Annotated in this window: 17 protein-coding genes; 4 read left to right on the top strand and 13 right to left on the bottom strand. The window is 73.3% G+C overall.

Annotated elements, in window-relative coordinates:
- Positions 1 to 25: 25 nt before the first annotated feature.
- The 9 genes from NR072_RS07035 to NR072_RS06995 form a co-directional block, all read right to left on the bottom strand.
- Positions 26 to 1,120, bottom strand: coding sequence for a hypothetical protein (locus NR072_RS07035; RefSeq protein WP_049147055.1), 1,095 nt, complete (start codon positions 1,118 to 1,120; stop codon positions 26 to 28).
- Positions 1,121 to 1,136: 16 nt separating this feature from the next.
- Entirely contained in the window at positions 1,137 to 1,823 is a 687-nt protein-coding gene (locus NR072_RS07030; RefSeq protein ID WP_069941561.1) for an ABC transporter ATP-binding protein, read from the bottom strand.
- Entirely contained in the window at positions 1,820 to 2,875 is a 1,056-nt protein-coding gene (locus tag NR072_RS07025) for a hypothetical protein (protein ID WP_020621740.1), read from the bottom strand. The genes NR072_RS07030 and NR072_RS07025 overlap by 4 nt, the downstream gene beginning before the upstream one ends.
- The gene (locus tag NR072_RS07020; protein ID WP_020621741.1) at positions 2,872 to 3,582 is read right to left on the bottom strand and encodes a hypothetical protein; all 711 of its coding nucleotides are present in this window, start codon (positions 3,580 to 3,582) and stop codon (positions 2,872 to 2,874) included. The genes NR072_RS07025 and NR072_RS07020 overlap by 4 nt, the downstream gene beginning before the upstream one ends.
- 49 nt (positions 3,583 to 3,631) lie before the next feature.
- Positions 3,632 to 3,802 (bottom strand): hypothetical protein, encoded by a 171-nt coding sequence (locus NR072_RS07015; RefSeq protein ID WP_020621742.1) that lies wholly within the window; start codon positions 3,800 to 3,802, stop codon positions 3,632 to 3,634.
- Between the two features lie 372 nt (positions 3,803 to 4,174).
- Entirely contained in the window at positions 4,175 to 6,280 is a 2,106-nt protein-coding gene (locus NR072_RS07010) for an ABC transporter ATP-binding protein (protein WP_306230894.1), read from the bottom strand.
- Positions 6,277 to 8,034: an ABC transporter ATP-binding protein gene (locus tag NR072_RS07005; protein ID WP_206450577.1), complete on the bottom strand. Its 1,758-nt coding sequence runs from the start codon at positions 8,032 to 8,034 to the stop codon at positions 6,277 to 6,279. The genes NR072_RS07010 and NR072_RS07005 overlap by 4 nt, the downstream gene beginning before the upstream one ends.
- Positions 8,035 to 8,312: 278 nt before the next feature.
- Entirely contained in the window at positions 8,313 to 9,581 is a 1,269-nt protein-coding gene (locus NR072_RS07000; protein ID WP_036316196.1) for a phosphatidylserine/phosphatidylglycerophosphate/cardiolipin synthase family protein, read from the bottom strand.
- A 24-nt stretch (positions 9,582 to 9,605) separates the two neighbouring features.
- Entirely contained in the window at positions 9,606 to 10,580 is a 975-nt protein-coding gene (locus NR072_RS06995; RefSeq protein ID WP_036316197.1) for an acyl-CoA thioesterase, read from the bottom strand.
- Positions 10,581 to 10,700: 120 nt separating this feature from the next.
- Between NR072_RS06995 and NR072_RS06990 the strand changes: the two genes are divergently transcribed.
- Positions 10,701 to 11,309: a HEAT repeat domain-containing protein gene (locus NR072_RS06990; protein ID WP_256836639.1), complete on the top strand. Its 609-nt coding sequence runs from the start codon at positions 10,701 to 10,703 to the stop codon at positions 11,307 to 11,309.
- Positions 11,310 to 11,319: 10 nt separating this feature from the next.
- Positions 11,320 to 12,531 (top strand): 23S rRNA (uracil(747)-C(5))-methyltransferase RlmC, encoded by a 1,212-nt coding sequence (gene rlmC, locus NR072_RS06985; protein WP_163721660.1) that lies wholly within the window; start codon positions 11,320 to 11,322, stop codon positions 12,529 to 12,531.
- Between the two features lie 16 nt (positions 12,532 to 12,547).
- Here rlmC and NR072_RS06980 read toward each other — a convergent pair whose 3' ends face one another.
- Entirely contained in the window at positions 12,548 to 13,138 is a 591-nt protein-coding gene (locus NR072_RS06980; protein ID WP_163721669.1) for a hypothetical protein, read from the bottom strand.
- A gap of 286 nt (positions 13,139 to 13,424) precedes the next feature.
- Here NR072_RS06980 and NR072_RS06975 point away from each other — a divergent pair, with 286 nt between their 5' ends.
- A complete protein-coding gene (locus NR072_RS06975) occupies positions 13,425 to 16,802 on the top strand; it encodes a beta-phosphoglucomutase family hydrolase (RefSeq protein ID WP_256836638.1) in 3,378 nt (1,125 codons plus the stop codon).
- 128 nt (positions 16,803 to 16,930) lie between these two features.
- Here NR072_RS06975 and NR072_RS06970 read toward each other — a convergent pair whose 3' ends face one another.
- The 3 genes from NR072_RS06970 to NR072_RS06960 form a co-directional block, all read right to left on the bottom strand.
- Positions 16,931 to 18,280: a sensor histidine kinase gene (locus NR072_RS06970; RefSeq protein ID WP_051995287.1), complete on the bottom strand. Its 1,350-nt coding sequence runs from the start codon at positions 18,278 to 18,280 to the stop codon at positions 16,931 to 16,933.
- Entirely contained in the window at positions 18,277 to 18,942 is a 666-nt protein-coding gene (locus NR072_RS06965; RefSeq protein WP_036316202.1) for a response regulator transcription factor, read from the bottom strand. Before NR072_RS06965 ends, NR072_RS06970 begins: the two co-directional genes overlap by 4 nt.
- Positions 18,943 to 19,319: 377 nt before the next feature.
- Complete coding sequence (locus NR072_RS06960) at positions 19,320 to 20,774, bottom strand: L-lactate permease (RefSeq protein WP_256836635.1); 1,455 nt, start codon at positions 20,772 to 20,774, stop codon at positions 19,320 to 19,322.
- A gap of 81 nt (positions 20,775 to 20,855) precedes the next feature.
- Here NR072_RS06960 and NR072_RS06955 point away from each other — a divergent pair, with 81 nt between their 5' ends.
- Positions 20,856 to 22,007, top strand: a complete 1,152-nt coding sequence (locus NR072_RS06955) for a nitronate monooxygenase (protein ID WP_144786612.1) — start codon at positions 20,856 to 20,858, stop codon at positions 22,005 to 22,007.
- Positions 22,008 to 22,118 lie beyond the last annotated feature (111 nt).

Genomic DNA, 22,118 nt, shown 5'->3' with positions numbered 1-22,118 from the left:
GGTGAGCGGGCCCGCCCGCCACCCCTCACGCCGTCCGCATCACCCGCACGGGGTCGCGGAACGCGGCGAACGCCGCCGGGGCGAGGCTGGCCAGCAGCGCGGTGAGGGCGGCCAGCACGGCCACCGCCGCCACGAAGTCCACCCCCAGCGTCCCGCCCTGGCCGGCGACGACGGCGTACCCGGCTCCGGAGCCCAGCACGGCGCCCAGCAGCGCAGGCACGGCGGTGCGCACGGCCACGAGCAGGATCAGGTCTCCGCGGCCGATGCCGAGGGTGCGGCGGCGGCCGAGGTCGCGGCGGCGGATGAGGACGTCGGCGAGCACCACGATGGACACGAAGAACGCGCCGGCTCCGAGGATCAGCAGCAGCAGGGAGCGTCCGAGCCCGGCGAGCTCGCCGGTGATCACCTGGTTGCCGGCGGAGAGGGCACGGGCGGTCTGGATGGAGGAGGCGCGCGGGTCGGGGTCGATCACGGCGAGCGCGGCCTCCTGCATGGCGCGGGTGCCGGCGGTGTCGGCGGCGAGGACGCGGACCTGCTGCATCACGAGGGCGTCCGGGGCGGCGGGGACGGTGAGGGCGTAGCCGTCGAGGTCCTGGAAGGGGTCCTGGGCCTGGAACGCCCCGACGACGGCCCACTGGCCGCCGTCCGTGGCCTCGATCGCTCCGGAGGGCTGGGCGAGGCCGAGCTCGGCGAGCTTGGCCTCGGGGACCACCACCTCGCCGGGGGCGGGCAGGCGGCCGCGGGTCAGCACGATGCCACGGTCCAGGGTGCCGACCACGTTCGTCACGGCCACGCGGGCGCCGCCCCGGCCGATCCCGGTGTTCACGGCGTCCATGGGCGAGTCCCGGGCGAGGGCGGCCTCGGCGGTGTCGAGTCCGGCGAGGGTGGCCGCGGTGGCGCCGGTGAGGAAACCGGTGCCGCCGGTGTCGGTGACGGTGAGCACGCGGGCGCCGGGGCCGGAGAGCTCTGCGGCGACGGCCGCCTCGGTGGCGGCCTGCCTGCCCACGGTGGCCACGGCGGCGAAGCACATGGCGGCCACCACGAGCAGCACGAGGGCGGAGGGCACGGGAGAGGTGCGTGCGGCGGTGACGGCTTCACGCAGCAGGGTGCGCAGGTTCATGGGCGGTCCTCCCGGTTCACAGCCGAACCACCTCGTCGGCGCGGGCGACGACGGCGGGGTCGTGGGTGGCGACCACCACGGTGCGCCCCTCGGCGGCGGCATCGGCGAGGGCGTCCATGACGAGGCCGGCATTGTCCGGGTCGAGGTTGCCCGTGGGCTCGTCCGCGAGGACGACGGCGGGCGCGTTCACGAGGGCGCGGCACACGGCCACCCGCTGCGCCTGCCCGCCGGAGACCTGCCCGGGCCGGTGGTCGGCGCGGTGGGCGAGGCCGAAGCGCTCGAGCAGCGCCCGTGCCCGGTCCTCGAGCGTCTGGCGCTCCAGCCCGGCGTAGAGGCCGGGCTCCACCACGGAGTCCAGGATGGGGCGGGACGGGTCCAGCTCCGAGTCCTGGAACACGAATCCCACGGAGGTGGCGCGCAGGCGGGAGCGTTCCCGGTCCGGGCGGGTGGAGGCGTCGACGTCGCCGAGGCGCACCACTCCGGAGGTGGGCGTGAGCATGAGCCCGAGCACGTACAGGAGGGTGGACTTGCCGCGCCCGGAGGGCCCGGTGAGGGCGGTGACGGCGCCCGGCGTGAACGCGTGGGTGAGGCCGTCGAACAGCTCCTCGGCGGCGCGGGTGTAGGCGAAGCGCAGGTCCTCGACGGCGAGGGCGGCGGGGACGACGGGGGCGGCGGGCGTGCCCGGGGTGGCGGGCCCCGTCATCGGGTGCCGTTCAGCACGCGCACCTGCTCGCCGGCGTCCACGCCGTCCACGACGGCGAGGCCGTCGGCGGAGCCGAGGACGGTGACGGTGCGGTCCTCCGCGGCGCCGTCCCGGACCACCGTGACCGTCGCGGCGCCGTCTGGCTGGGTGCGCAGGGCGGACACGGGGACCACGGGCCCGGAGACGGGCGGGACCACGCTGACCTGGGAGAGCAGGGAGGTGGTGGCGTCGGCGGGCAGGGTGTCGCAGTCCTCGCCGCAGACCACGCCGCCGTCCGGGGCGGTGAGGGTGATGCGGATCAGGCCCTGCTCGTCGGAGGTGGACTCGCCGGCGACGGCCTTCCATTCGTGTTCGCCGTGGGGCACGGTGACCTGGGTGCCGGCCGGGATGAGGGCGGCCTGCTCCTGGTTGACCTCGAGGGCGAAGTCCGGTTGGTCGCCGGGGCGGGCCACCACGTTCTCGCCGCCGGCGAGGGTGGTGCCGACGGCGGTGGTCTTCGCGTCCACGCTGAGGGGCGCGGGGAGGGCGTCGAGGACCACGAGCTGGCCGAGCTCCACGGTGTCCGCGGCGGGGTAGCCGCGTTCGGTGAGCCAGTCGTCCCAGGCGTCCGCGGTGGCCTCGTCCCACGTGCCGGTGGCCTCCACCTTCGCGCCGGTGGCGGCGAGCATGCGCTGGAACGCGGCGACGTCGTCGCCGGAAGTGCCCTCCCCGAGAGGGCGCCACTGGGGAAGCTCGCCCTGGAGGACGAGCACGGGCTTCTGGGCGACGGCGTACAGCACCTCCCCGGCAGCCACCTCGCCGGACTCTCCGGCCCGGGTGACGACGCCGGTCAGCGCGTTCACCGCCGCCGGCGTCTGCTCGCGCGACACGGAGACGCCGAGGGTGATGACGCGGCCGAGCTCCTGCTCGGCGACGGTGACGAGGGCGCTCGCGGCCGGACGCTGCTCGGCCTGAGCCGGAGGGGTGAGCGTGACCCGGCCGGCCCAGAAGGCGAGCGCGGCGACGGCCACGAGCGCAAGGACGAGGGCGGCCCAGCGGGCGGGGCGATTCATCCGGATGACCCCCAGAAGACATCCTGCGGCGGAAGCTCCGGGCATGTCTGCGCGACCTCGGCCTGGCGTTCTGCCGACACGCCCCTCATGCTGTCCGCGAAGGGCCACCACTGGTGGCGGCCTGGAGTGTAGAACGCGGAGACGAATGCCTCTTTGGAGGGGCGCGCGGAGGTGTCGACCGTGTAGCCGTAGGCCTCGAGACACGGGATGAGGTATTGGTCCCAGTAGTCATAGACGAGGCGGAGCTGCGGATCGGTCCAGTCCTGGGTGTAGCTCGGATCCACCGGGTGCTGTGCGTAGCAGGTCACGTAGGCCGCCTCGAAAGCAGACCTCTGGGACTCAGGTGGGGTGTCGATCTGAATTCCCCCGGTCGGACCGACCGAGTTCGGCCACCCGGCCTCGGCCAGGCATGTGGACACCATGCGGTCCGACTCGAGGGACGTGGCGTACCACCCGGAGCGCTCCACCTGAGGCGGCGCGGGCATTCCCGCCCCCTGAGCGTGCCGCGCGACTTGCTCACGGTAGGCGCGCTCCTTCTCCGCCTCCGTCGTCAGGAGGGGTTCGATCCTCTCGGTGGGAACCCACTGCGAGGCGTCCCAGGTCTTCTCGGCCGTCGCGGTGGGGGGAGCGGCGACCGTGGATGAACCGCCGAGGCCCGCAGACTCCCGACCGACGCAGCCGGTGAGGGTCAGGGCGACGGCCGCCACCAGGGCGGCCGTCGCAGGAATGCGTAATGAAGTCATCGGTGCCGGCGAGTCAGTACGGGTAGTAGCAGTAGCCGTAGGTGCCCGACAGGAGGAGTCCTGCGCTGCAGTCCTGCCGACCGGAGTCCGTCAGCGCCTGCGCTGGCACCGCACCGGAGACGGCCAACGGTCCAGCGACGGCCACGCCGGCACCGACCTTAGAAATCCGCTGCTTCATACCCATGTCGCTCCTCCTTATGGTTCACGCTCAGTCGTGATCTGCGTCACACTCTATGAAGGTGCTCGCCCTGTGTCCAGAGAATTCTCGGTCGGTCCACAGACGTGCCCCACCAGGGAGTCAAGAGGGTCCTGCGCGTGACGGATGCGCAATCTCAGGGGACGAATGAGCGCGGCCACACCGGCAGGGGTGGCCCGACGATCGGGTTTCGATACTCCCGTCACCGCCGCGCGCCCTAGCCCCGTACACCTCCGGCTCCGGAGAGGTGCGGGCTCGTGAAACTCACCGGCACCTGGATCGAGAAGGTCATCGGGTGGTCCCGTGTCGCAGCGACGCCAGCGGCCAGTGGCTGGGCGCCGGCGCCATCCAGCCCCGGCCTCAGCGGGCGTCCTCGCGCGCGGCGGGCGCGCCGTCGTCGTCCTGCTCCTCCGCCTGTTCCCCGCCCTGGAACTGGCTCCTGTACAGCCGGAAGTACGCGCCGCGAGCGGCCAGCAGCTGATCGTGCGAGCCCTGCTCCACGATGTCGCCGTCCTCCATCACGAGGATGACGTCCGCGTCCCGGATGGTGGAGAGGCGGTGGGCGATCACGAAGCTCGTGCGGTCCGAGCGCAGCGCCGCCATCGCGCCCTGGACCAGCACCTCGGTGCGGGTGTCCACGGAGGAGGTGGCCTCGTCCAGGATCAGGAGCGAGGGCTGGGCCAGGAACGCACGGGCGATGGTGATGAGCTGCCGCTCGCCCGCGGACACGTTGGCGGCGTCCTGCTCGATCACGGTGTCGTAGCCGTCGGGCAGGGTGTGCACGAAACGGTCCACGTAGGTGGCCTTCGCCGCCGCGACGACCTCCTCGTCCGTGGCGTCGAGTCGGCCGTAGCGGATGTTCTCCCGGATGGTCCCGCCGAAGAGCACGGCGTCCTGGAGCACCATGCCGGTGGCGGCGCGCAGCTCGCCGCGGCTGACCGTGCGGGTGTCCACGCCGTCCAGCAGGATCCGCCCGCCGTCCACCTCGTAGAACCGCATGATCAGGTTGACCAGGGTGGTCTTGCCGGCACCGGTCGGCCCGACGATCGCGACCGTCTGCCCCGGCTCCGCCACGAAGTTCAGGTCCGTGATGAGCGGCTTCTCCGGCGTGTAGGAGAAGCGCACATGCTCGAACTCCACGCGACCGCGCAGCGGGCGCGGGAGGTGGGCGACGCCGTCGGGCCCGGGGATGGCGGAGGGCGCCGTTTCCCGAACGAAAGCGCTCTCGGAGGGCGCCGTTTCCCAAACGAAAGTGCCGTCGGGGGTGCGGGCGGGGGTGCCGTCGGGGGTCTCCTCCGGCTCGTCGAGGAGCTCGAAGATGCGCTCGGCCGACGCCACGCCGGAGATCAGCATGTTGGACATGCCGGCGATCTGCCCAAGCGGCTGGTTGAACTCGCGCGAGTACTGGATGAACGCGGTCACGGCGCCGAGGGTCATCTGCCCGTTGGCCACGCGCAGGCCGCCGACCACCGCGATGCCCACGTAGCCCAGCCAGTTCACCCACTGCATGATCGGCATGATCATCCCCGAGTAGAACTGCGCCGTGAACGCGGCCTCGTACAGCTCCTCGTTGCGCTCGTCGAAGCGCGCGGCCATGTCCCGCTGACGGCCGAACACGGTCACCAGCTCGTGCCCCGTGAACGACTCCTCGATGTGCCCGTTGAGCCGGCCCGTCTCCCGCCACTGCGCGGAGAAGAGCGCCTGGGACTTCTTGCCGATCACGCCCACCACCACACCGGCCACCGGCAGGGCGACCAGGGCGATGAGCGCGAGCTGCCAGGACAGCCAGAACATCATGCCGACGATGCCGATCACGGTCAGCACCGAGTACACGAGCGAGGCGAACGCCTGCTGGAGGGCCTGCTGGACGTTGTCCACGTCGTTGGTGGCGCGGGAGAGCAGGTCGCCGCGCTGCCCGCGGTCGAAGTAACTCAGCGGCAGCCGGTTGATCTTGGCCTCGATCTCCTCGCGCAGGCGGAAGACGATGCGCATGACGATGTCATTGAGCACGCGGCCCTGCAGCCACATGAAGGTCTGCGCCACCAGGTACATGCCCAGGACGATGAGGATCAGCCGGCCCAGCTCGGTGAAGTCGATCCCCTCGCCCGGCGTGAACGCCATGCCGGAGAGCATCTCTGCGGCCTGGTCCTCGCCCTGGGCGCGCAGCCCGTCGATGACCTGCTCGCGGCTCAGCCCGCCGGGCATCTGCGCGGAGACCACGCCGCCGAAGATCACGTCCATCGCCCGGCCGAGCACGCGCGGCGCCCACACGTTGAACACCACGGCCACCAGCACCATGACGGCGACGACGGCCAGCCCCAGCTTCTCCGTGCGGAACAGGCTCATGAGCCGCTTCGCGGACGGCCAGAACGCCTTGGCCTTGCGGGCCGGCCCGCCGCCCCAGTCGTCGGTGGCGCCCTGCTCCTGGATCTCGAGGATCCCCTCGTCCGTCAGGTGCTCGCTCATGCCACGTCCTCCGCGGTCAGCTGGGAGTCCACGATCTCCCGGTAGGTCTGGTTGTCCGCCAGCAGCTCGGCGTGGGTGCCGCGGCCGACCACGCGGCCCTCGTCCAGCACGATGATCTGGTCGGCGTCGGTGATGGTGGCCACCCGCTGGGCGACGACGATCCGGGTCACCCCGGCCGCCGCGCGGTCGAGCGCCGCCCGCAGCCGCGCGTCGGTGGTGACGTCCAGGGCGGAGAATGAGTCGTCGAACACGAGGACCCGCGGCTCGGCCACGAGGGCACGCGCGATGGACAGGCGCTGGCGCTGGCCGCCCGAGACGTCCGTGCCGCCCTGAGACAGCCGCGAGTCCAGACCGGAAGCCGCCGCCTCTCCCTTGCCGGTGGTGCGGGCGCGCACGAAGTCGGCGGCCTGGGCCGTCTCGAGGGCCGCCCAGATGCGCTCGTCCGAGGCGTCCGGGGCCCCGAACTGCATGTTCTCCCGCACGGTGCCGGAGAACAGGTACGGCTTCTGCGGCACGAGGGCCACGGCCTCGGTCAGCTCGGCCCGGGCCAGGTCGGTCACCGGCACGCCGTCCACGAGCACCTCGCCGGACGTCGCGTCGTACAGCCGCGGCAGCAGACTGATCAGCGTGGACTTGCCGGAGCCGGTCGAGCCGATGATCGCCGTCGTGGTGCCGGGGGCGACGGCGAAGCTCACGTCGTCGAGCACCGGCGCCTCGGCGCCGGGGTACTGGAAGGTGACGTGGCGCAGCTCCACGGCGCCGTCGCGACGCGCGGGGCTCACCGGGCGGGCCGGCTCGCCGAGCGTGGGGACGGTGTCCAGGACCTCGCCGATGCGGCGCGCGGAGATCACGGCGCGCGGGAGCATCATCATCATGAAGGTGCCCATCATCACCGCCATGAGGATCTGCAGCAGGTACTGCATGAACGCGGTGAGCGCGCCGACCTGCACGAGCCCCGCGTCCACGCGCTGGCCGCCGAACCACAGGACGGCGGCGGTGGCGAGGTGGAGGATCATCGTGATGACCGGGCCGAGCAGCACGAACAGCCGGCCGATCCGCACGGACGTCTCCGTCAGGGCGGCGTTGGCGTCCGTGAACCGGCGCGCCTCGTGGCGCTCGCGCACGAACGCGCGGACCACGCGGATGCCCTGGATCTGCTCGCGCATCACGCCGTTGACGTCGTCGATGTTGTCCTGCATCCGCTGGAACAGCGGCATGAGACCCGCGACGATCCACGCCACGATCACCAGCAGCACCGGCACGGAGACCCACACCAGCCAGGACAGGCCCGGGTCCTCGCGGATGGCCATGATGATGCCGCCGACCGCCATGATCGGCACGGCCACCATGAAGTTCAGGGCCATGAGGGTGAGCATCTGCACCTGGTTGACGTCGTTGGTGCCGCGCGTGATGAGGGTCGCGGCGCCGAAGCGGCCGAGCTCCTCCGCGGAGAACGCGTCCACGCGGGTGTAGACGGCGCGGCGCAGGTCCCGGCCGACGCCCATCGAGGCCTTCGCGCCGAACCACACGGCGGCGATCGCGGCGACCACCTGCACCAGCGCGACGCCGAGCATCACGAGGCCGATGTCCCAGATGCGGGCGGTGTCGCCGCGGGCCACGCCCTCGTCGATGATGCGGGCGTTGAGGCTGGGCAGATACAGCATGGCCAGCGTGCTGATCAGCTGCAGCACGACGACGGCCGCGACGGCGCCGCGATAGCGCCGCCCGTGACGGCGGAGCAGGGTCCAGAGCATGGGGCTCCCAGGGAGTCGGGATGGGCGCACGGCCGCGTGGGCCGCAGTGAGGTGGGCCGACGTGGGCCGGGTTCATTGTGCCCCAGCCGCGGGAGGGCGCGGGCAGCAGCCGTCGTCGTCGGACGCCGCGGGCGCACCCCGGACAGCCGGCTGCCGAACCACCCGCTGGCGGACCCGCACGAGGACTGAGCGACGCCAGACGGGGGCGTGAGCCAGACGTTTCTGCTGCGGATCGGGCGTCAGAACTGCAGAAACGTCTGGCTCAGCGCCCGGGGTCCTCAGAGCAGGGGACGCAGTGGTACCAGCAGGGCCTCGACCACGCGGGCGAGGCCGTGACGGTCCTCCCAGCGCGGGGTGTCGATCCGGACGGCCCGCTGGGCGTCGAGAGCGAAGATCTCCTCCATCCGGGCGGCGAAGTCGCGGTCCACGACCACCACGTTGGACTCGTAGTTGAAGCCCAGGGAGAGGCGGTCGACGTTGGCCGAGCCCACGGTGGACCAGATGCCGTCCACGGTGGCGGTCTTCGCGTGGATCATGCTGGCCCTGTACAGCAGGATCGTGATGCCGGCCTCGAGCATCTTCCCGAAGAAGCCGCGCGAGGCCCAGTCCGCCACGATGTGGTTGGAGTCCTCCGGCACCATCACCTGCACGTCCACCCCGCGCCGGGCCGCGTGCAGCAGCGCCTCGAGGACCTGCTGGTCCGGGATGAAGTACGGCGTGTTGATGAGGATGCGGTGCTGCGCCCGCTGGATGGCGTCGAGGTAGCTCAGCCGGATCGGGTAGACCAGGAGCGGCGGCTGGTTCGCGGCCACGGTGACGCGCGGGTCCCACGTGTCCGGGGGGCGCCAGGACATCTGCTCGCCCGCGCGGTGGTGGGCGTTCCACTTGATGGAGATCGACTGGCCCAGCGCCCACACCGCCGGGCCGCGCTCACGCACGTGGGTGTCCCGCCACAGGCGGGCGTAGTCGTCGCCGATGTTGAAGCCGCCGGCGAAGCCGACCTCGTCGTCCACCACCATGATCTTCGAGTGGTTGAACCCGCTGTGCCGGACCACGCCTCGCCAGATCGGGCGGGCGAAGGCCGGCAGCCGGAACACGTGGATGCGCGGGTCCAGCTGACGGTAGAAGCGGGGCGGGACCACGAGGTTCCCGAACCCGTCGTAGGAGACGTAGACCTCCACGCCGCGCGCGGCCGCCCGGTTGAAGGCGTCCATGAACCGCTGGCCCGTGGGGTCGCCCTTCCAGATGAAGGTCTCGAACTTGATGATCCGCTGCGCTCCGTCGATCGCGGCGATCATCTCCTTGTAGAGGTCCTCACCCGAGGTGAAGATGCGCAGCTCGGAGCCCTCCACGTGGGCGTCAAACACGCCGGGGTTCGGCGCGGGTCGGCGCACTCGGCCGCCGCGCTTGACCATGTCCACGCCGGTGAGCCCGGCGGCGACCGTCAGCGGCAGTCCCACGAGACCGACGCCCGCGGCCACGGCCGCTCCCCGGAGGAGACGACGGACCGGCAGGCGGGACAGGGACGGCAGGGACGGTCGACGCATTCGCTCAGTCTACTCAGGGCCCCGTCAGCGCGGATCGGTCGAGCGGCGCATCTCGGTCCAGGCCGCGCTCACCTCGGAGCGCATGCGCACGAGTTCGATCGCCGTCTCCTGCAGCCTCCGGGCGCTCTCGCTCTCGGGGATGTACTGCCGCACCCGCTGGGCCTGGTCCTCCGCGGAGACGTCCACCATGACGGCGATCGAGTGCGCCACCAGGCGGGACTCCGCCCCGGTGCGTCGGCTCGCGTAGACGCGCAGCGCCACATGCATGGACCGCTCCGTGGTGTTCACCAGGAGGGCCTCCACGCGCACGAGGTCGCCCACGTGGATGTTCCGCACGAAGCGCACACCGCCGCCGAACACCGCGACCACGGATTCATGTCCGGTCCAGCGGGCGGCGCAGACGGCGGCCGCCTCGTCCACCCAGCGCAGGATCGCGCCCGCGTTGATGGTGCCGCCCACGGTGGCCTCCGCGTTGGGGGCCAGGAACGCGAGGGTGCTCATCTCCTCGGGGGCCTCCCCGGGCGCGGGGAACGGCAGTCGGGCCATGCCGCGCTCGACGGCGCGGCGGGCCACGGTGGAGCGGCGGGCCTGTTCGTCGCGCTCGATCTGGCCGGGGGTCGAGGGCTCCCAGACCGGCACGGTCACGGGCACCCCGCCCTCCTCCGCGGCGTAGACCACGAGGGACGAGGTGGCGACCACGGGGTCGCCGTCGTCGTCGCGGATCTCCGGCAGCAGCAGGCGGGTCTGGACGTGCACCTCGGCGCCGTCCGTGTGGACCACGCGCGCCTGCACCACAGCGCGGCGGTCCACCGGCACGGGGTGCCGGAACTGGGTGTGCCCCATGTAGCGGGCACGCACGAACGTCCCGGCCCAACTCGCCGCGACGGCGTAGCCGGCCTTCTCGATCCAGGAGATGACGGTGCCGGCGTCCACCAGGCCGGTGGGATGATCGAAGCTGTCCGCCCGGAATTCGAGGGCGAGGGCTCCGGGGGGTCTCATGCCGTCGAACGTATCACCCGAGTCCGGGCCCTGTGCGGCCGGTCACGCCCCGTCCAGGAGTCTGCGGGGAACCTCCCGGCCGCGCCCCAGGCGGGTCCGCGCACGGGGGACAATGGACCCATGACCGCCTTCGACCGTCTCCCCCTGCCCGCGGAGCCCCAGACTCCGCACGACCGCCTGCGCCGCCGCACCGAGGCCGCCGTCGCCGAGCGCGGGGAGGCCGCCGTCGCCGGGCTGGCGGTGCGCCTGATGACCGGCGCGGCCACTCCCGATGACGTCACCTCGGGCGCCGCCCGCGCCCTCACCGGCGACGACGGCGACCTCAGCCCCGCCGCGACCGGCGCCCTGGCCCTGATGCACGCGTGGCACCGCAGCGCGCTGCCCGCCCTGACCGGGGCGCTCACCGCCCCCGAGGCGGACGTCCGCTCGGCGGCCCACCTCGTGCTCGCCTCCCGCGCCGGCTCGCTGCGCCGCGATGCCGCCGTCGACCGCACCCTCGTGGACGCGGTGCGGGCCGGCTGTGCCGACCCGGACCCGGAGGTCCGCGCGTCGGCCGCGTCCGCACTGGGTGCCCTCGCCCGCCCCGAGGACCTCGAGTCCGCCCTGCCCGTGCTCACCGGCATGGTGATGGACGTGGACGCGGACCTGGCCGCGGCCGCCGAGCTGGCCCTCGAGCAGCTCGCGATCCGCCTGGACCGGCCCGGCCTGCGGGTCAGCCTCAAGGGCTGAGGCGACGCCCGTGCAGTGCCCCCACTTCGATGTCGGCGAGTGCCGTTCCTGCCCGCTGATGGGCGTGCCGTACGCCCGGCAGCTCGCGGACAAGCAGGCCGCGGTCCTGGCCGCGCTGGCGGACGCGCTCGATGCGGACACGGTCGTGGCCGAGCCGTTCGCCTCCGCGGAGGCCGGGTTCCGGAACAAGGCGAAGCTCGTGGTCACGGGGTCGGCGGCGGCGCCGCGGCTGGGCATCCTGGACCCGCGGCAGCACCCCCGCCATCACGACGGCGCCGGCGTGGACCTGCGCGACTGCGGCCTGTACGAGGCCGGCATGGAGGGCGTGTTCGAGGCGTGCGCGGCGGCGGTGACGGCGGCCGGGCTGGAGCCCTACGACGTCGCCGCCCGCACGGGCGAGCTGAAGAACGTGATCGTGACGCTCTCCCCCGACCGGGAGGCGATGGTCCGGTTCGTGCTGCGCTCCGCCGACCGGCTGGACGCGCTGCGCGCGGCGGTGCCGGGGCTGCTGGATGACCTCGCGGCGCGCGGGACACCCGCCGCCGTGGTGAGCGCGAACCTGCTGCCCGAGCACGTGGCCCTGCCCGAGGGCGACGAGGAGATCGTGCTCGCCGGCGGGCCGACCCTGCGGATGGAACTGAACGGGATCGGCCTGCGGCTGCGCCCGCAGGGGTTCTTCCAGACGAACACCGCGGTGACCGAGGGGCTGTACGCGACGGCGGCGGCGTGGGTCGCCGAGGGCGGTGTGCCGGCGTCGGCGTGGGACCTGTACTGCGGGGTGGGCGGGTTCGCGTTCCACCTGGCCCGGGCCGGCGTGCGCGACGTGTGGGGCATGGAGTCCTCCGCCGAGGCGGTGGCCGCGGCCCGGGAGACGGCCGCGGAGCTCGGCCTGGCCGACCGGGCGCGCTTCTCCGCCGGCGACGCCACCTCCGCGCTTTCGTTCGAGAAACGGCGGGCTCCGGAGGCGCTTTCGTTCAAGAAACGGCGGCCCCGCCCGGACGCCGTCGTCGTGAATCCGCCGCGGCGGGGCATCGGCGCCGAGCTGGCCGACGCGCTGGAGGACTCGGGCGCGCCCACCGTGCTGTACTCGAGCTGCAACCCGACGACGCTGGCACAGGACCTGGCCCGGATGCCGAGCTATCGGGTGGCGCGGGTGCAGTTGTTCGACATGTTCCCGCAGACCCGGCACGCGGAGGTGCTCACACTGCTGACCCGGCGGTGACGGGGGCCGGGGCGCGTCACCGCGGGCTCCCCGCCCGACGGTTCCGCTTCTTCAACTCGACGAAGACCTGCAGCAGCGTCAGAGCCGACGGCGCGAGCGCGGGTTGCGTGAGCACGAGCGGTTGCGCACGGGTCAACCCGCCACCCTGCAACGGCCGTCCCGAGTCCCACCGGTTGGCCTTGCGCAGACCACCCTCGTTCCACAGCCGCTCGTCCACCTTGAGCGCCACCTTCATCGTGTGCTCCGACTCTGGCGCCACAGCACGGACTTCCTTCACGTCCGCCCAGTCCACGGACCAGTCCCGCGTCCACACCCGTCGCTCATCGAACGTGACATGCCGAGGCCGGAACAGACCCATCGTCGCGGCGGGAAGCACCGCCAACGCCAGCGCCAACCCGATGAACGACGCCACACGCCACACCCCGAACCCGGCCGAGACATCCTCCGACGGCCGGAAGATCACCCACACGAACACCGCGATGCACACCACGACGATCAGCCACAGGAGCAACCACCGCGCCGGACGCACCCGCGCCTGCACCGGCAGACTCGCCAGGATCTCCTCCCGCGTCGCCTTCTTCCGCAACCGCGTCGGCTTCGCATCCATCACTTGCTCATCATCCAGTTCATGAGCCCTTCGCCCCCCGGCCATCTCCGCCGAGTGTGTCCTGCTCGTTCCCGGGCCACGCTTCCGGCGCGCGGGGGCACACGTCCGCCCCGTCGGCACGACCCTATTCCCGGAACCCACCGCGCCGCAGCGACATCACCGCAGCTGAGAACCGCTGTGATGTCGCTGCGGTGCGGTCGGCCGGAACGACGGCGCGCTCGCTGCGGTGAACATCGCCGCGGCACTCCCCGTGCGGCCCCACTTCCCCGCCCGTAGGCTGGTTCCCATGTCGCAGACGCTCACCCCCGCCGCTCCGCAGGACCTGAACGCCCGCCGCCACCGGCTCCGCCGCTACCGCGCCGTCATCTTCGACATGGACGGGGTCATCACGGACACCGCCGGCGTGCACGCGCAGGCGTGGAAGGAGCTCTTCGACGGGGCGCTGCCCGCCGTGGGCGCGCTGCCCGCCAACGCCGCCGTCGTCGCCGCGGACCCGGACGTGCTGCGTCCCTTCGACGCCGCCGCCGACTACCTGCACCACGTGGACGGGCGCCCCCGCGAGGACGGGGTCCGCACGTTCTTCGCCTCCCGCGGCCTGCAGGTCCCGGAGGCCGACGCCCCCGAGGCGGACGCGGCCCCGGAGCTGACGGTCCTCGCCCTCGCCGAGCGCAAGCAGGGCTACTTCGAGCAGGTCCTCGAGCGCGACGGCGTCCGCGTGTTCCCGGAGGCCCAGGACCTCCTCGAGCGGCTGCGGGCCAAGGGTGTGCCGGTCGCACTGGTCACCAGCTCCAAGAACTCCCGCGCCGTGCTCACGGCCGGCGGCGTGCTGGACTTCTTCCCCGTGATCGTGGACGGGAACACCGCCGTCGAGCGCGGGCTGCCGGGCAAGCCGGACCCGGCGATGTTCTGGGAGGCCGCCCGCGAGCTGGGCGTCGACGTCGCGGACGCGATGGTCCTCGAGGACGCCGTCTCCGGCGTGAAGGCCGCCTCGGACGGCCGCTTCGGCCTCGTGATCGGCGTGGACCGCGAGCCCGAGCTCGGCAAGGGCCGACTCAAGGCGGCCGGCGCCCACCTGGTGGTCCAGGACTACGGGACCCTGCATCTGGAGGACCGCACCACCACCCCGTTCGACCCCGCGTGGGTGCTGCGCTGGGACCGCTTCGACCCGGCCTCCGAGGGCACGCGCGAGGTGCTGTGCACCCTGGCCAACGGGTACTGGGGCACCCGCGGCGCTGTGCCCGGCACGCACATCTCCTCCGTCCACTACCCCGGCACCTACATGGCCGGGGTGTTCAACCGGCTGACCTCGATGGTCCAGGGCCGGGTCGTGGAGACCGAGCACATGGTCAACATCCAGGACTGGACCCCGCTCGTGGTGACCCCGCGCCACGGCCGCCCGCTGCTGCCGGGTGAGGAGAACCTCGTGGAGTACGGCCAGGAGATGGACCTGCGCCGCGGCGTGCTCTCCCGCACCATGACCTTCGAGGACGAGCAGGGCCGGCGCACCACGGTCCACACCCGACAGTTCACCTCGCTGGCCAATCGGCACCTCGCCGCGATCGAGCTGACCGTGGTGGCGGAGAACTGGTCCGGGGACCTCACGGTGCGCTCGAAGATCGAGGGCCGCGTGGCCAACCTCAACGTCTCCGACGACCGCACCCTCGCCAACCAGCACCTCGAGCCGGTCCAGGCCCGGGAGATCGACGGCGAGACCGTCCTGCTCGAGACCGCCACCAACCAGTCCGGCATCCACGTGGCCGTGGCCACCCGCACCCGCCAGGTGGCGCCGGTGGGCCACCACGAGCCCATCCGCCGCCCCGTGGACGGCTCGGACCTGGTGGTCGGCCAGGACATCCTCCTCCACGTGGACGAGGGCGTGCCGCTCGTGCTGGAGAAGGTCGCCGCCGTCGCCACGAGCCACGACCACGCCAACGCCTCCGTGTGGGAGTCGGCGGTGAAGGACGTCCAGCGCGCCCAGAACTTCCGCAACCTGCTGACCCTGCACGAGCAGCGCTGGGGCACCAACTGGGACCGGTTCTCCGTGCGCATCGACCTGGCTGAGCCGTACCGGCATCAGCGCCGCTCCACGGCGGCGGAGGCCGGCGGCGAATACGCGCCGCCCGTCGTCGACGCCGGCCACTCGGCCCCGGTGGGGTCCGCGGTCCCGATGGGCAAGGACGGCGCGTCGCTGCGCCAGCAGCTCGCCCTGAACCTGCACACGTTCCACGTGCTCCAGACGGCCTACGGCCGCCGCCGGGACCTGGACGCCTCCGTGGGGGCACGCGGCCTGCACGGCGAGGGCTACCGCGGCCACATCTTCTGGGACGAGATCTACGTCTACCCGATGCTCACGCTGCGCCGCCCCGAGATCACCCGGGGCCTGCTGATGTACCGCTACCGGCGTCTCAACGAGGCCCGCGCCAACGCCCAGGCCGAGGGCTGGGCCGGTGCCATGTACCCGTGGCAGTCCGGGGCGGACGGCTCCGAGGAGACGCCCACCGAGCTGTGGAACCCGCGCTCGCGCATGTGGATGCCGGACAACTCCCACAACCAGCGGCACGTCTCCCTGGACATCGCCTACTCGGTGCTGCGGTACATCGAGATCACGAAGGACACGTCCTTCATCTCGGACTACGGCGCGGAGATGCTCGTGGAGATCTCCCGGTTCTTCATGTCCATGACCCTGCACAACGCCGTCACGGACCGCTACGAGATCCACGGCGTCATGGGCCCGGACGAGTTCCACGACGGCTATCCCGAGACCCCCGGCTCCGGCCTGCGCAACAACGCGTACACGAACGTGCTGACCTCGTGGGTGCTCGCGGAGACCGCCCGCCTGGTCCGCTGGCTGGACACGATCGACGACGGCCTGCCCGAGCTCATGGAGATCTCCGAGGAGGAGATCGAGCGCTGGGAGGAGGTCAGCACCCGTCTGACCGTGCCGTTCTTCGAGGAGGGCGAGGAGGCCGGCATCCTCGCCCAGTTCGAGGGCTACCAGGACCTGCTCGAGTTCGACTGGGAGGCCTACCGCGCCAAGTACGGGAACATCGGCCGCATGGACCTGATCCTGCAGGCCGAGGGCGACGCCACCAACCGGTACAAGCTCTCCAAGCAGGCCGACACCCTCATGCTCGGATACCTGTTCTCCGCCGAGGAGCTGGACCGGATCCTGCGCCGCATGGGCTACGAGCTGCCCGAGGAGGCGTTCGAGCGGATGGTCACGTACTACGAGGCCCGCTCGACGCACGGCTCCACGCTCTCCCGGCTGGTGCACGCGTGGGTGTCGGCCCGCACGGACCCGGACCGGTCCTGGGACCTGTTCACGGAGGCCCTCGAGTCGGACCTCTCGGACACGCAGGGCGGCACCACGAAGGAGGGCATCCACCTGGGCCTGATGGCGGGCACCGTGGACACGGTGATCCGCTGCTACGCGGGCCTCGAGACGCGCGACGACGTCGTCCGGCTGCACCCCCGCATGCCCGCCCAGCTGCCCGGCGCCCGGTTCACCATCCGGTTCCGCCAGCAGCCCGTGGTCATCCAGATGACCCAGCGGGAGGTGACGGTGGCCGCGGGCGAGGGCATGTGGCACGACGTGCCGATGATCATCGCCGGCCGCGAGCACACCCTGTCCCCCGGCGAGAAGCTGACGGTCCCGCTGGGCTGAGGGCCGCCGTCGTCGGCCACCCCACCCCGTCCCTTTGGGGGCGAAAGTGGGCGGTATCCCGCGCGGATACCGCCCACTTTCGCCCCCGGACGCGGGAGGACGCGGGAGGACGCGGCTGCCGCCCCGGCTCAGCGCAGCGGCAGCTCGGCGCGGACCACCCAGCAGCCGCCCAGCGGGCCGGCCGTGAGGGTGCCGCCGAACACGGCCACGCGCTCGCGCATGCCGGCCAGGCCGAAGCCGCTGGCCATCGCGACCACCACGCGGTCGCGGCGGGGCTCGCCCTCGTCCATGGGGCTGGCGATGCACAGCACGAGGCGGTCCGCGCCCTCGAGCTGCGAGGTCAGGCGCACCGTGCCGCGGCGCGGGGCGTGCTTGAGGATGTTCGTCACCGACTCCTGCACCACGCGCAGCACGGTCAGCTCCAGGGAGCGCGGCAGCTCGTCCAGCTCGGTCAGCGAGCGCTCGACCGCGAACCCGGCCGCGTGCAGCTGGGCCTCGAACTCGTCGAGGCGGGCCGGCAGGTCCACGACGGCGTCCCCCTCCGCCGTCTGCGCGTTGCGGGAGGAGCCGCGCAGCGCGGTGAGCATGCGGCGCAGGTCCACGAGGGACTGCCGGGCGGCCTCCTCGATGGCCTTCTCCGCGGCGGCCCGTTTGTCCGGGTCCCTCTGGGTGGGCAGCATGGCGGCCTGCATCGAGATCACGGTGAGCCCGTGCGCGACGACGTCGTGCAGCTCCGCCGCGATCCGCTGCCGCTCGGCCTCCGCGGCGCAGGCGGCGGCCTCCTCGGCCCGGCGCAGGGCCGCCTCGCGGTCCCGGGCCCGATGCCGGGATCGGCGGATCATGAAGGCCGGCACCGCCACGCACAGCGCGACGATGAGCGTGATGACCATGACGCCCTTGAGGCTGTCCTCGTCCGCCCACGTGCCGTCGGTGAGGACCTCGCCCGCGACGGTGAGCAGGATGAGGGCGCCCAGGGCGAACCAGACGAACACCCGGTGCGAGTACCGCGTCACCATGGCCGCGCCCAGGACGACCCCGCCACTGAACGCCTGCGGGGTGAGGTGCGCGTGGTCCGCCTCCACGAGGCCCACCAGACCGAACGTGCACCCGAGCAGCACGAACACCGCCGCGAGGGTGGGCTGCCACCCGAACAGCAGCGTGACCAGCACGCTCGCCAGGAACAGGACCCAGCGCAGGAGCGGCTCCCGCCCCTCACCCGTCAGCCCGCCGTCCTCCTCGAGGATGCCCGCGAGTTCGGGGTCGGCGCTCAGCCCGGCGGCCACCGTGGGCCCCAGCATCAGGGTGAGGATCTCCCCCAGCACCATGAGCCCGACGATCACGTAGAGGACGATCCGCGTGTGCCGGGAGACGGGTTCCGTGCGCAGGATCGCCGGCAGGCGGGAGCCCAGGGGAGACTCGGCGGGCGGGGGCGACGTCGCCGTCGTCGTCCGAGCCGGGGCGGGCGCCGCGATGCTCATCCGATGTCCACGAGGCCCGCGCGGGCGGCGCGGATGAGGATCTGCACGCGGTCACGGACCTGCCACTTGTCCAGGACCTTGCCGATGTGGGACTTCACCGTGGCCTCCGCGAGGAACAGGGCGCCGGCGATCTCCGCGTTGGAGGCGCCCTTGGCGAGCTCGCGGACCACGTCCAGCTCGCGCTCGGTGAGGCGCTCGTGCGGGGCGAGGGGCTCGGCCGGGCAGGGGGCGGTGTGCTCGGGGGCCGCGGTGACGGCCTCCACCAGGTCCGCGGCCACGCGGGCGGAGAACACGGCGTCCCCGGCATGGACGCGGCGGATGGCGTCCACCACCTCGGCCGGCGGGGCGTCCTTCACGAGGTAGCCGGCGGCGCCGGCGCGCAAGGCGGGCACGAGGTACTGCTCGGAGGAGAAGGTGGTGATCGCCAGGACGCGCACGCCGGGGGCCTCGGCGGAGATGCGCGCGGTGGCCTCGACGCCGTCCATGCGGGGCATCTGCATGTCCATCAGCACGACGTCGGGGGCCAGCGTGCGGGCCGCCTCGAGGGCCTGGACCCCGTCCTCGGCGGAGCCGACCACCTCGAGGTCCTCAGCCTGGGCCACGAAGTGCTCGAGGGCGGTGCGCATCAACGCCTGGTCGTCGGCCACGACTACTCGGATCATGGCGTCCAGCCTAGGCGGCGCACAGGCCGCCGCGCGTCCGCCGAAGGTCGACGTCGGCCCCCGCCTCGGGGCGGATCCGGCTGGCCACCCCGCCCGGCCGGCCACCGCAGTCCCGGCGCCTCCGTGGGCAGACCCCGCAACCCCATCGCCTTCGTGGGCAGAACCCACAACCCCATCGCCTCCGTGGGCAGAACCCACAACCCCATCGCCTCCGTGGGCAGAACCCACAACCCCGTCGCCTCCGTGGGCAGAACCCACAACCCCGTCGCCTCCGTGGGCAGAAGAAAGGGCACTTCTGCCCACGGAACGCTCTGGCCTGCCGCTTCCGCCCAAGGAACCGGGCCGCCCCACCCGGGCCCCGCTCCACCCCCCGCGCGTCACCGCGGCAGCAGGAACCAGCCCATCACGGCCATGCCGAGGATCCCGGCGAGCATGGCCGGCAGCAGCACCACGAACAGGTTCCGCCGCGTCACGGCCCAGCCGGGCATGTGCGGCGACTGCGCCCCCGCGGCCATGCCGTGGGCCACCTGGATGCGGGCGGGCCCGGCGACGATGCCCCAGCCGGCGGCCGCGTTGTGCAGGCCGTTGGACCAGGGCGGGGGGACGCCCAGGGCGGCGCCCGTGTCCATCTGCAGGGGGCCGATCAGGGCCATGGCCCCGGTGTTCGAGGCCGTGATGAAGCCGGCGAACGCGCCGAGGAACGGCATCGCCACCAGGTAGGACTCCCCCATCCCGCTGAGCGCGCCCGCGAGCGCCTGCGAGACCCCGCCGGCGGAAAGGATGAGCCCGAACGCCACGTAGAGCGCGTTGGGGATGGCGGTGCCCACCCACAGCTGCCCGGCCTCGCGGGGGACGCGGCGGCGGGCGGCGGCGTCGAGGTGGAGGAGCCACACGCCCACACCCACCGCCACGAACGCCCACAGCGCCGGGGTCCCCACGAGGGCCGCCGGCCCCTCGAGCCCGAACGCCCCCTTCACGGTGGTGCCCAGCACGGTGCCCGCCATGAGCGTCAGGTACGGCACCACGTCCCGCCCCGGCCCGGGCAGCAGCCGGCCGCCGCGGATCACGAGCAGCCAGGCCACGGTGAGCACGAACGTGGCGACGGCGCCCGCCGGCGCGGTGCCGACCACGAGGTTCGCCCCCAGGATCAGCGCCCACTGGGCGACCCCGGAGAGCACGGCGACGCCGAGCCAGGGCAGTGTCCGGGCCGGGCCGGCGTCGACTCGCATGCCGCGCGCCCCGCGCAGCAGCAGCACCGTGGCCACGCCCGCCACCAGGCAGGCCGGCAGGTTGAACACCGCGGCGGTGACCCCGATCTCCCGGAAGTCCAGGCCGAACAGGCGGGCGCCCATGAGCGTGCCCGGCGCCATGGACCCCCACGGCCCGATGGTGAGCGCGAGGACGGAGATCAGCGCGGACCGGAACGCCGTGTAGCCCAGACCCAGCAGCAGCGGCACACCCACGATCAGGGAGACGCCGAACCCGGTCACGGTCTCGAGGAACGGGATGACGCCGTGCACCATGAGCAGCGCGGTCGCGATCGTGGGGCCGTTGCCCGCCGACAGCCACGCGGCCAGGCGCGCGTGCCCGCCCGAGTACTCCATGACGCGGGACAGGGTGATACCGCCGGCGATGATCGCCAGGATCTCGAGCAGCGTGGGCACGCCGGCGCCGACCGCGCCGCCCAGGTCGCCCGGGGCCACGCCGAAGACCGTGAGGGCCAGCAGCACGGCCACGGCCGTCCCGGCGGCCGGGGCCACCCACGCGGGCAGCCGGGTGAGCAGCAGCACGAGGGTGAGCAGGATGGGTGAGAGCGCGAGCAGCACCTCCACGGCGCACCCCCTCTCCTCGTGTACTGCGCCCCACTGTAGGCGCGGGGTGGGGCCGACACCCCTCCCCTTACTCTGGGGGTCATGACGCAGCCATCCCACCCCGACGTCACCCGCGCCCGCCTGATCCCGCCCGTGCCCGTGGCGGTGGCCCCGATGGCCGGCGGCCCCTCGACCCCGGAGCTGGTGGCCGCCGTCGTGGGCGCCGGCGGCGGCGGGTTCCTCGCCGGCGGCATGCGGACGGCCGTGCAGATGCGCGCGCAGGTGGACGCGCTGCGCGCGCTGCTGGGCGCGGAGGGGCCGGACCGCTGGGGCGTGAACCTGTTCGTCCCGGACGCGGTGAACACGGCGATCCCCGCCGCCGCACGCACCGCGGCCGCACGGTCGGCGCGGACGGCGGCCGTCGCCGCGTACCGGGCGGGCCTGACGGCCGACGGCGCCGCCGGCCTGCCCACCGCCGCGGACGTCGTCCCGGACCCGGACGCCGAACGGGCCGACTTCGACGCCCTGCTCACCGCCGCCGAGGAGCAGGCGTGGCCGCTGGTCTCCTTCACGTTCGGCCTGCCGGCCGCCGACGTGTTCGCCCGGCTGGCCGCCGCGGGCATCCCGGCCGGAGCCACCGTGACGGACGCGACCGAGGCGCGGGCCGCCCTCGACCACGGGGCCGCGTTCCTCGTGGTGCAGGGCCACCGCGCCGGCGGGCACCGGGGCACGTCGGACCCGGCCGCGGAGCCGACCCGCGCCGAGATGCCGACGGTGCTGGCGGCGGTGCGCGACGTCGTCGGGACGGGGGCCGCGAGCGCCGTACCCGTGGTGGCCGCGGGCGGCGTGGGCACCGCCGAGGACGTGCGCGCCCTGCTCACCGCCGGCGCGGACGTCGTCGCGGCCGGCACCGCGTTCCTCCTCACCCCGGAGGCAGGCACCTCGGCGGCGCACCGGGCCGCCGTCGCGGCGTGTGCGGCCGGGACACGCTTCTCCGCCGACGACGGCCGGGCCCGCACCGCCCTGACCCGCGCCTACACGGGGCGGTGGGCGCGGTCGCTGGCCACCGCGTTCATGGCGGAGCACCCGGACGCCCCCGCCGCGTACCCCGAGGTCAACGTCCTGACGAAGGGGCTGCGCGCCGCCGCCGCGGCCGTCGGCGACCTCGAACGCGTCCACCTGTGGGCCGGCACCGAGGCGCACCGGGTCCGTGAGGCGCCGGCCGCCGACGTCCTCGCCTCCCTCGCGCCCTGAGGACCGTCCCGGATCATCCCGCGGACTGACGCCGGCCCCTCGGCCTGCGGCCTAGGTGTAGGAGGGCATGACGTTGTTGACTCGGGCCGGTGCCAACGAGGCCGGAGGAGC

The sequence above is a fragment of the Micrococcus sp. Mcc89 genome (genome assembly GCF_024519795.1).
GTDB lineage: Bacteria > Actinomycetota > Actinomycetes > Actinomycetales > Micrococcaceae > Micrococcus > Micrococcus luteus.
This window is presented reverse-complemented; position numbering and strand designations above follow the sequence as displayed.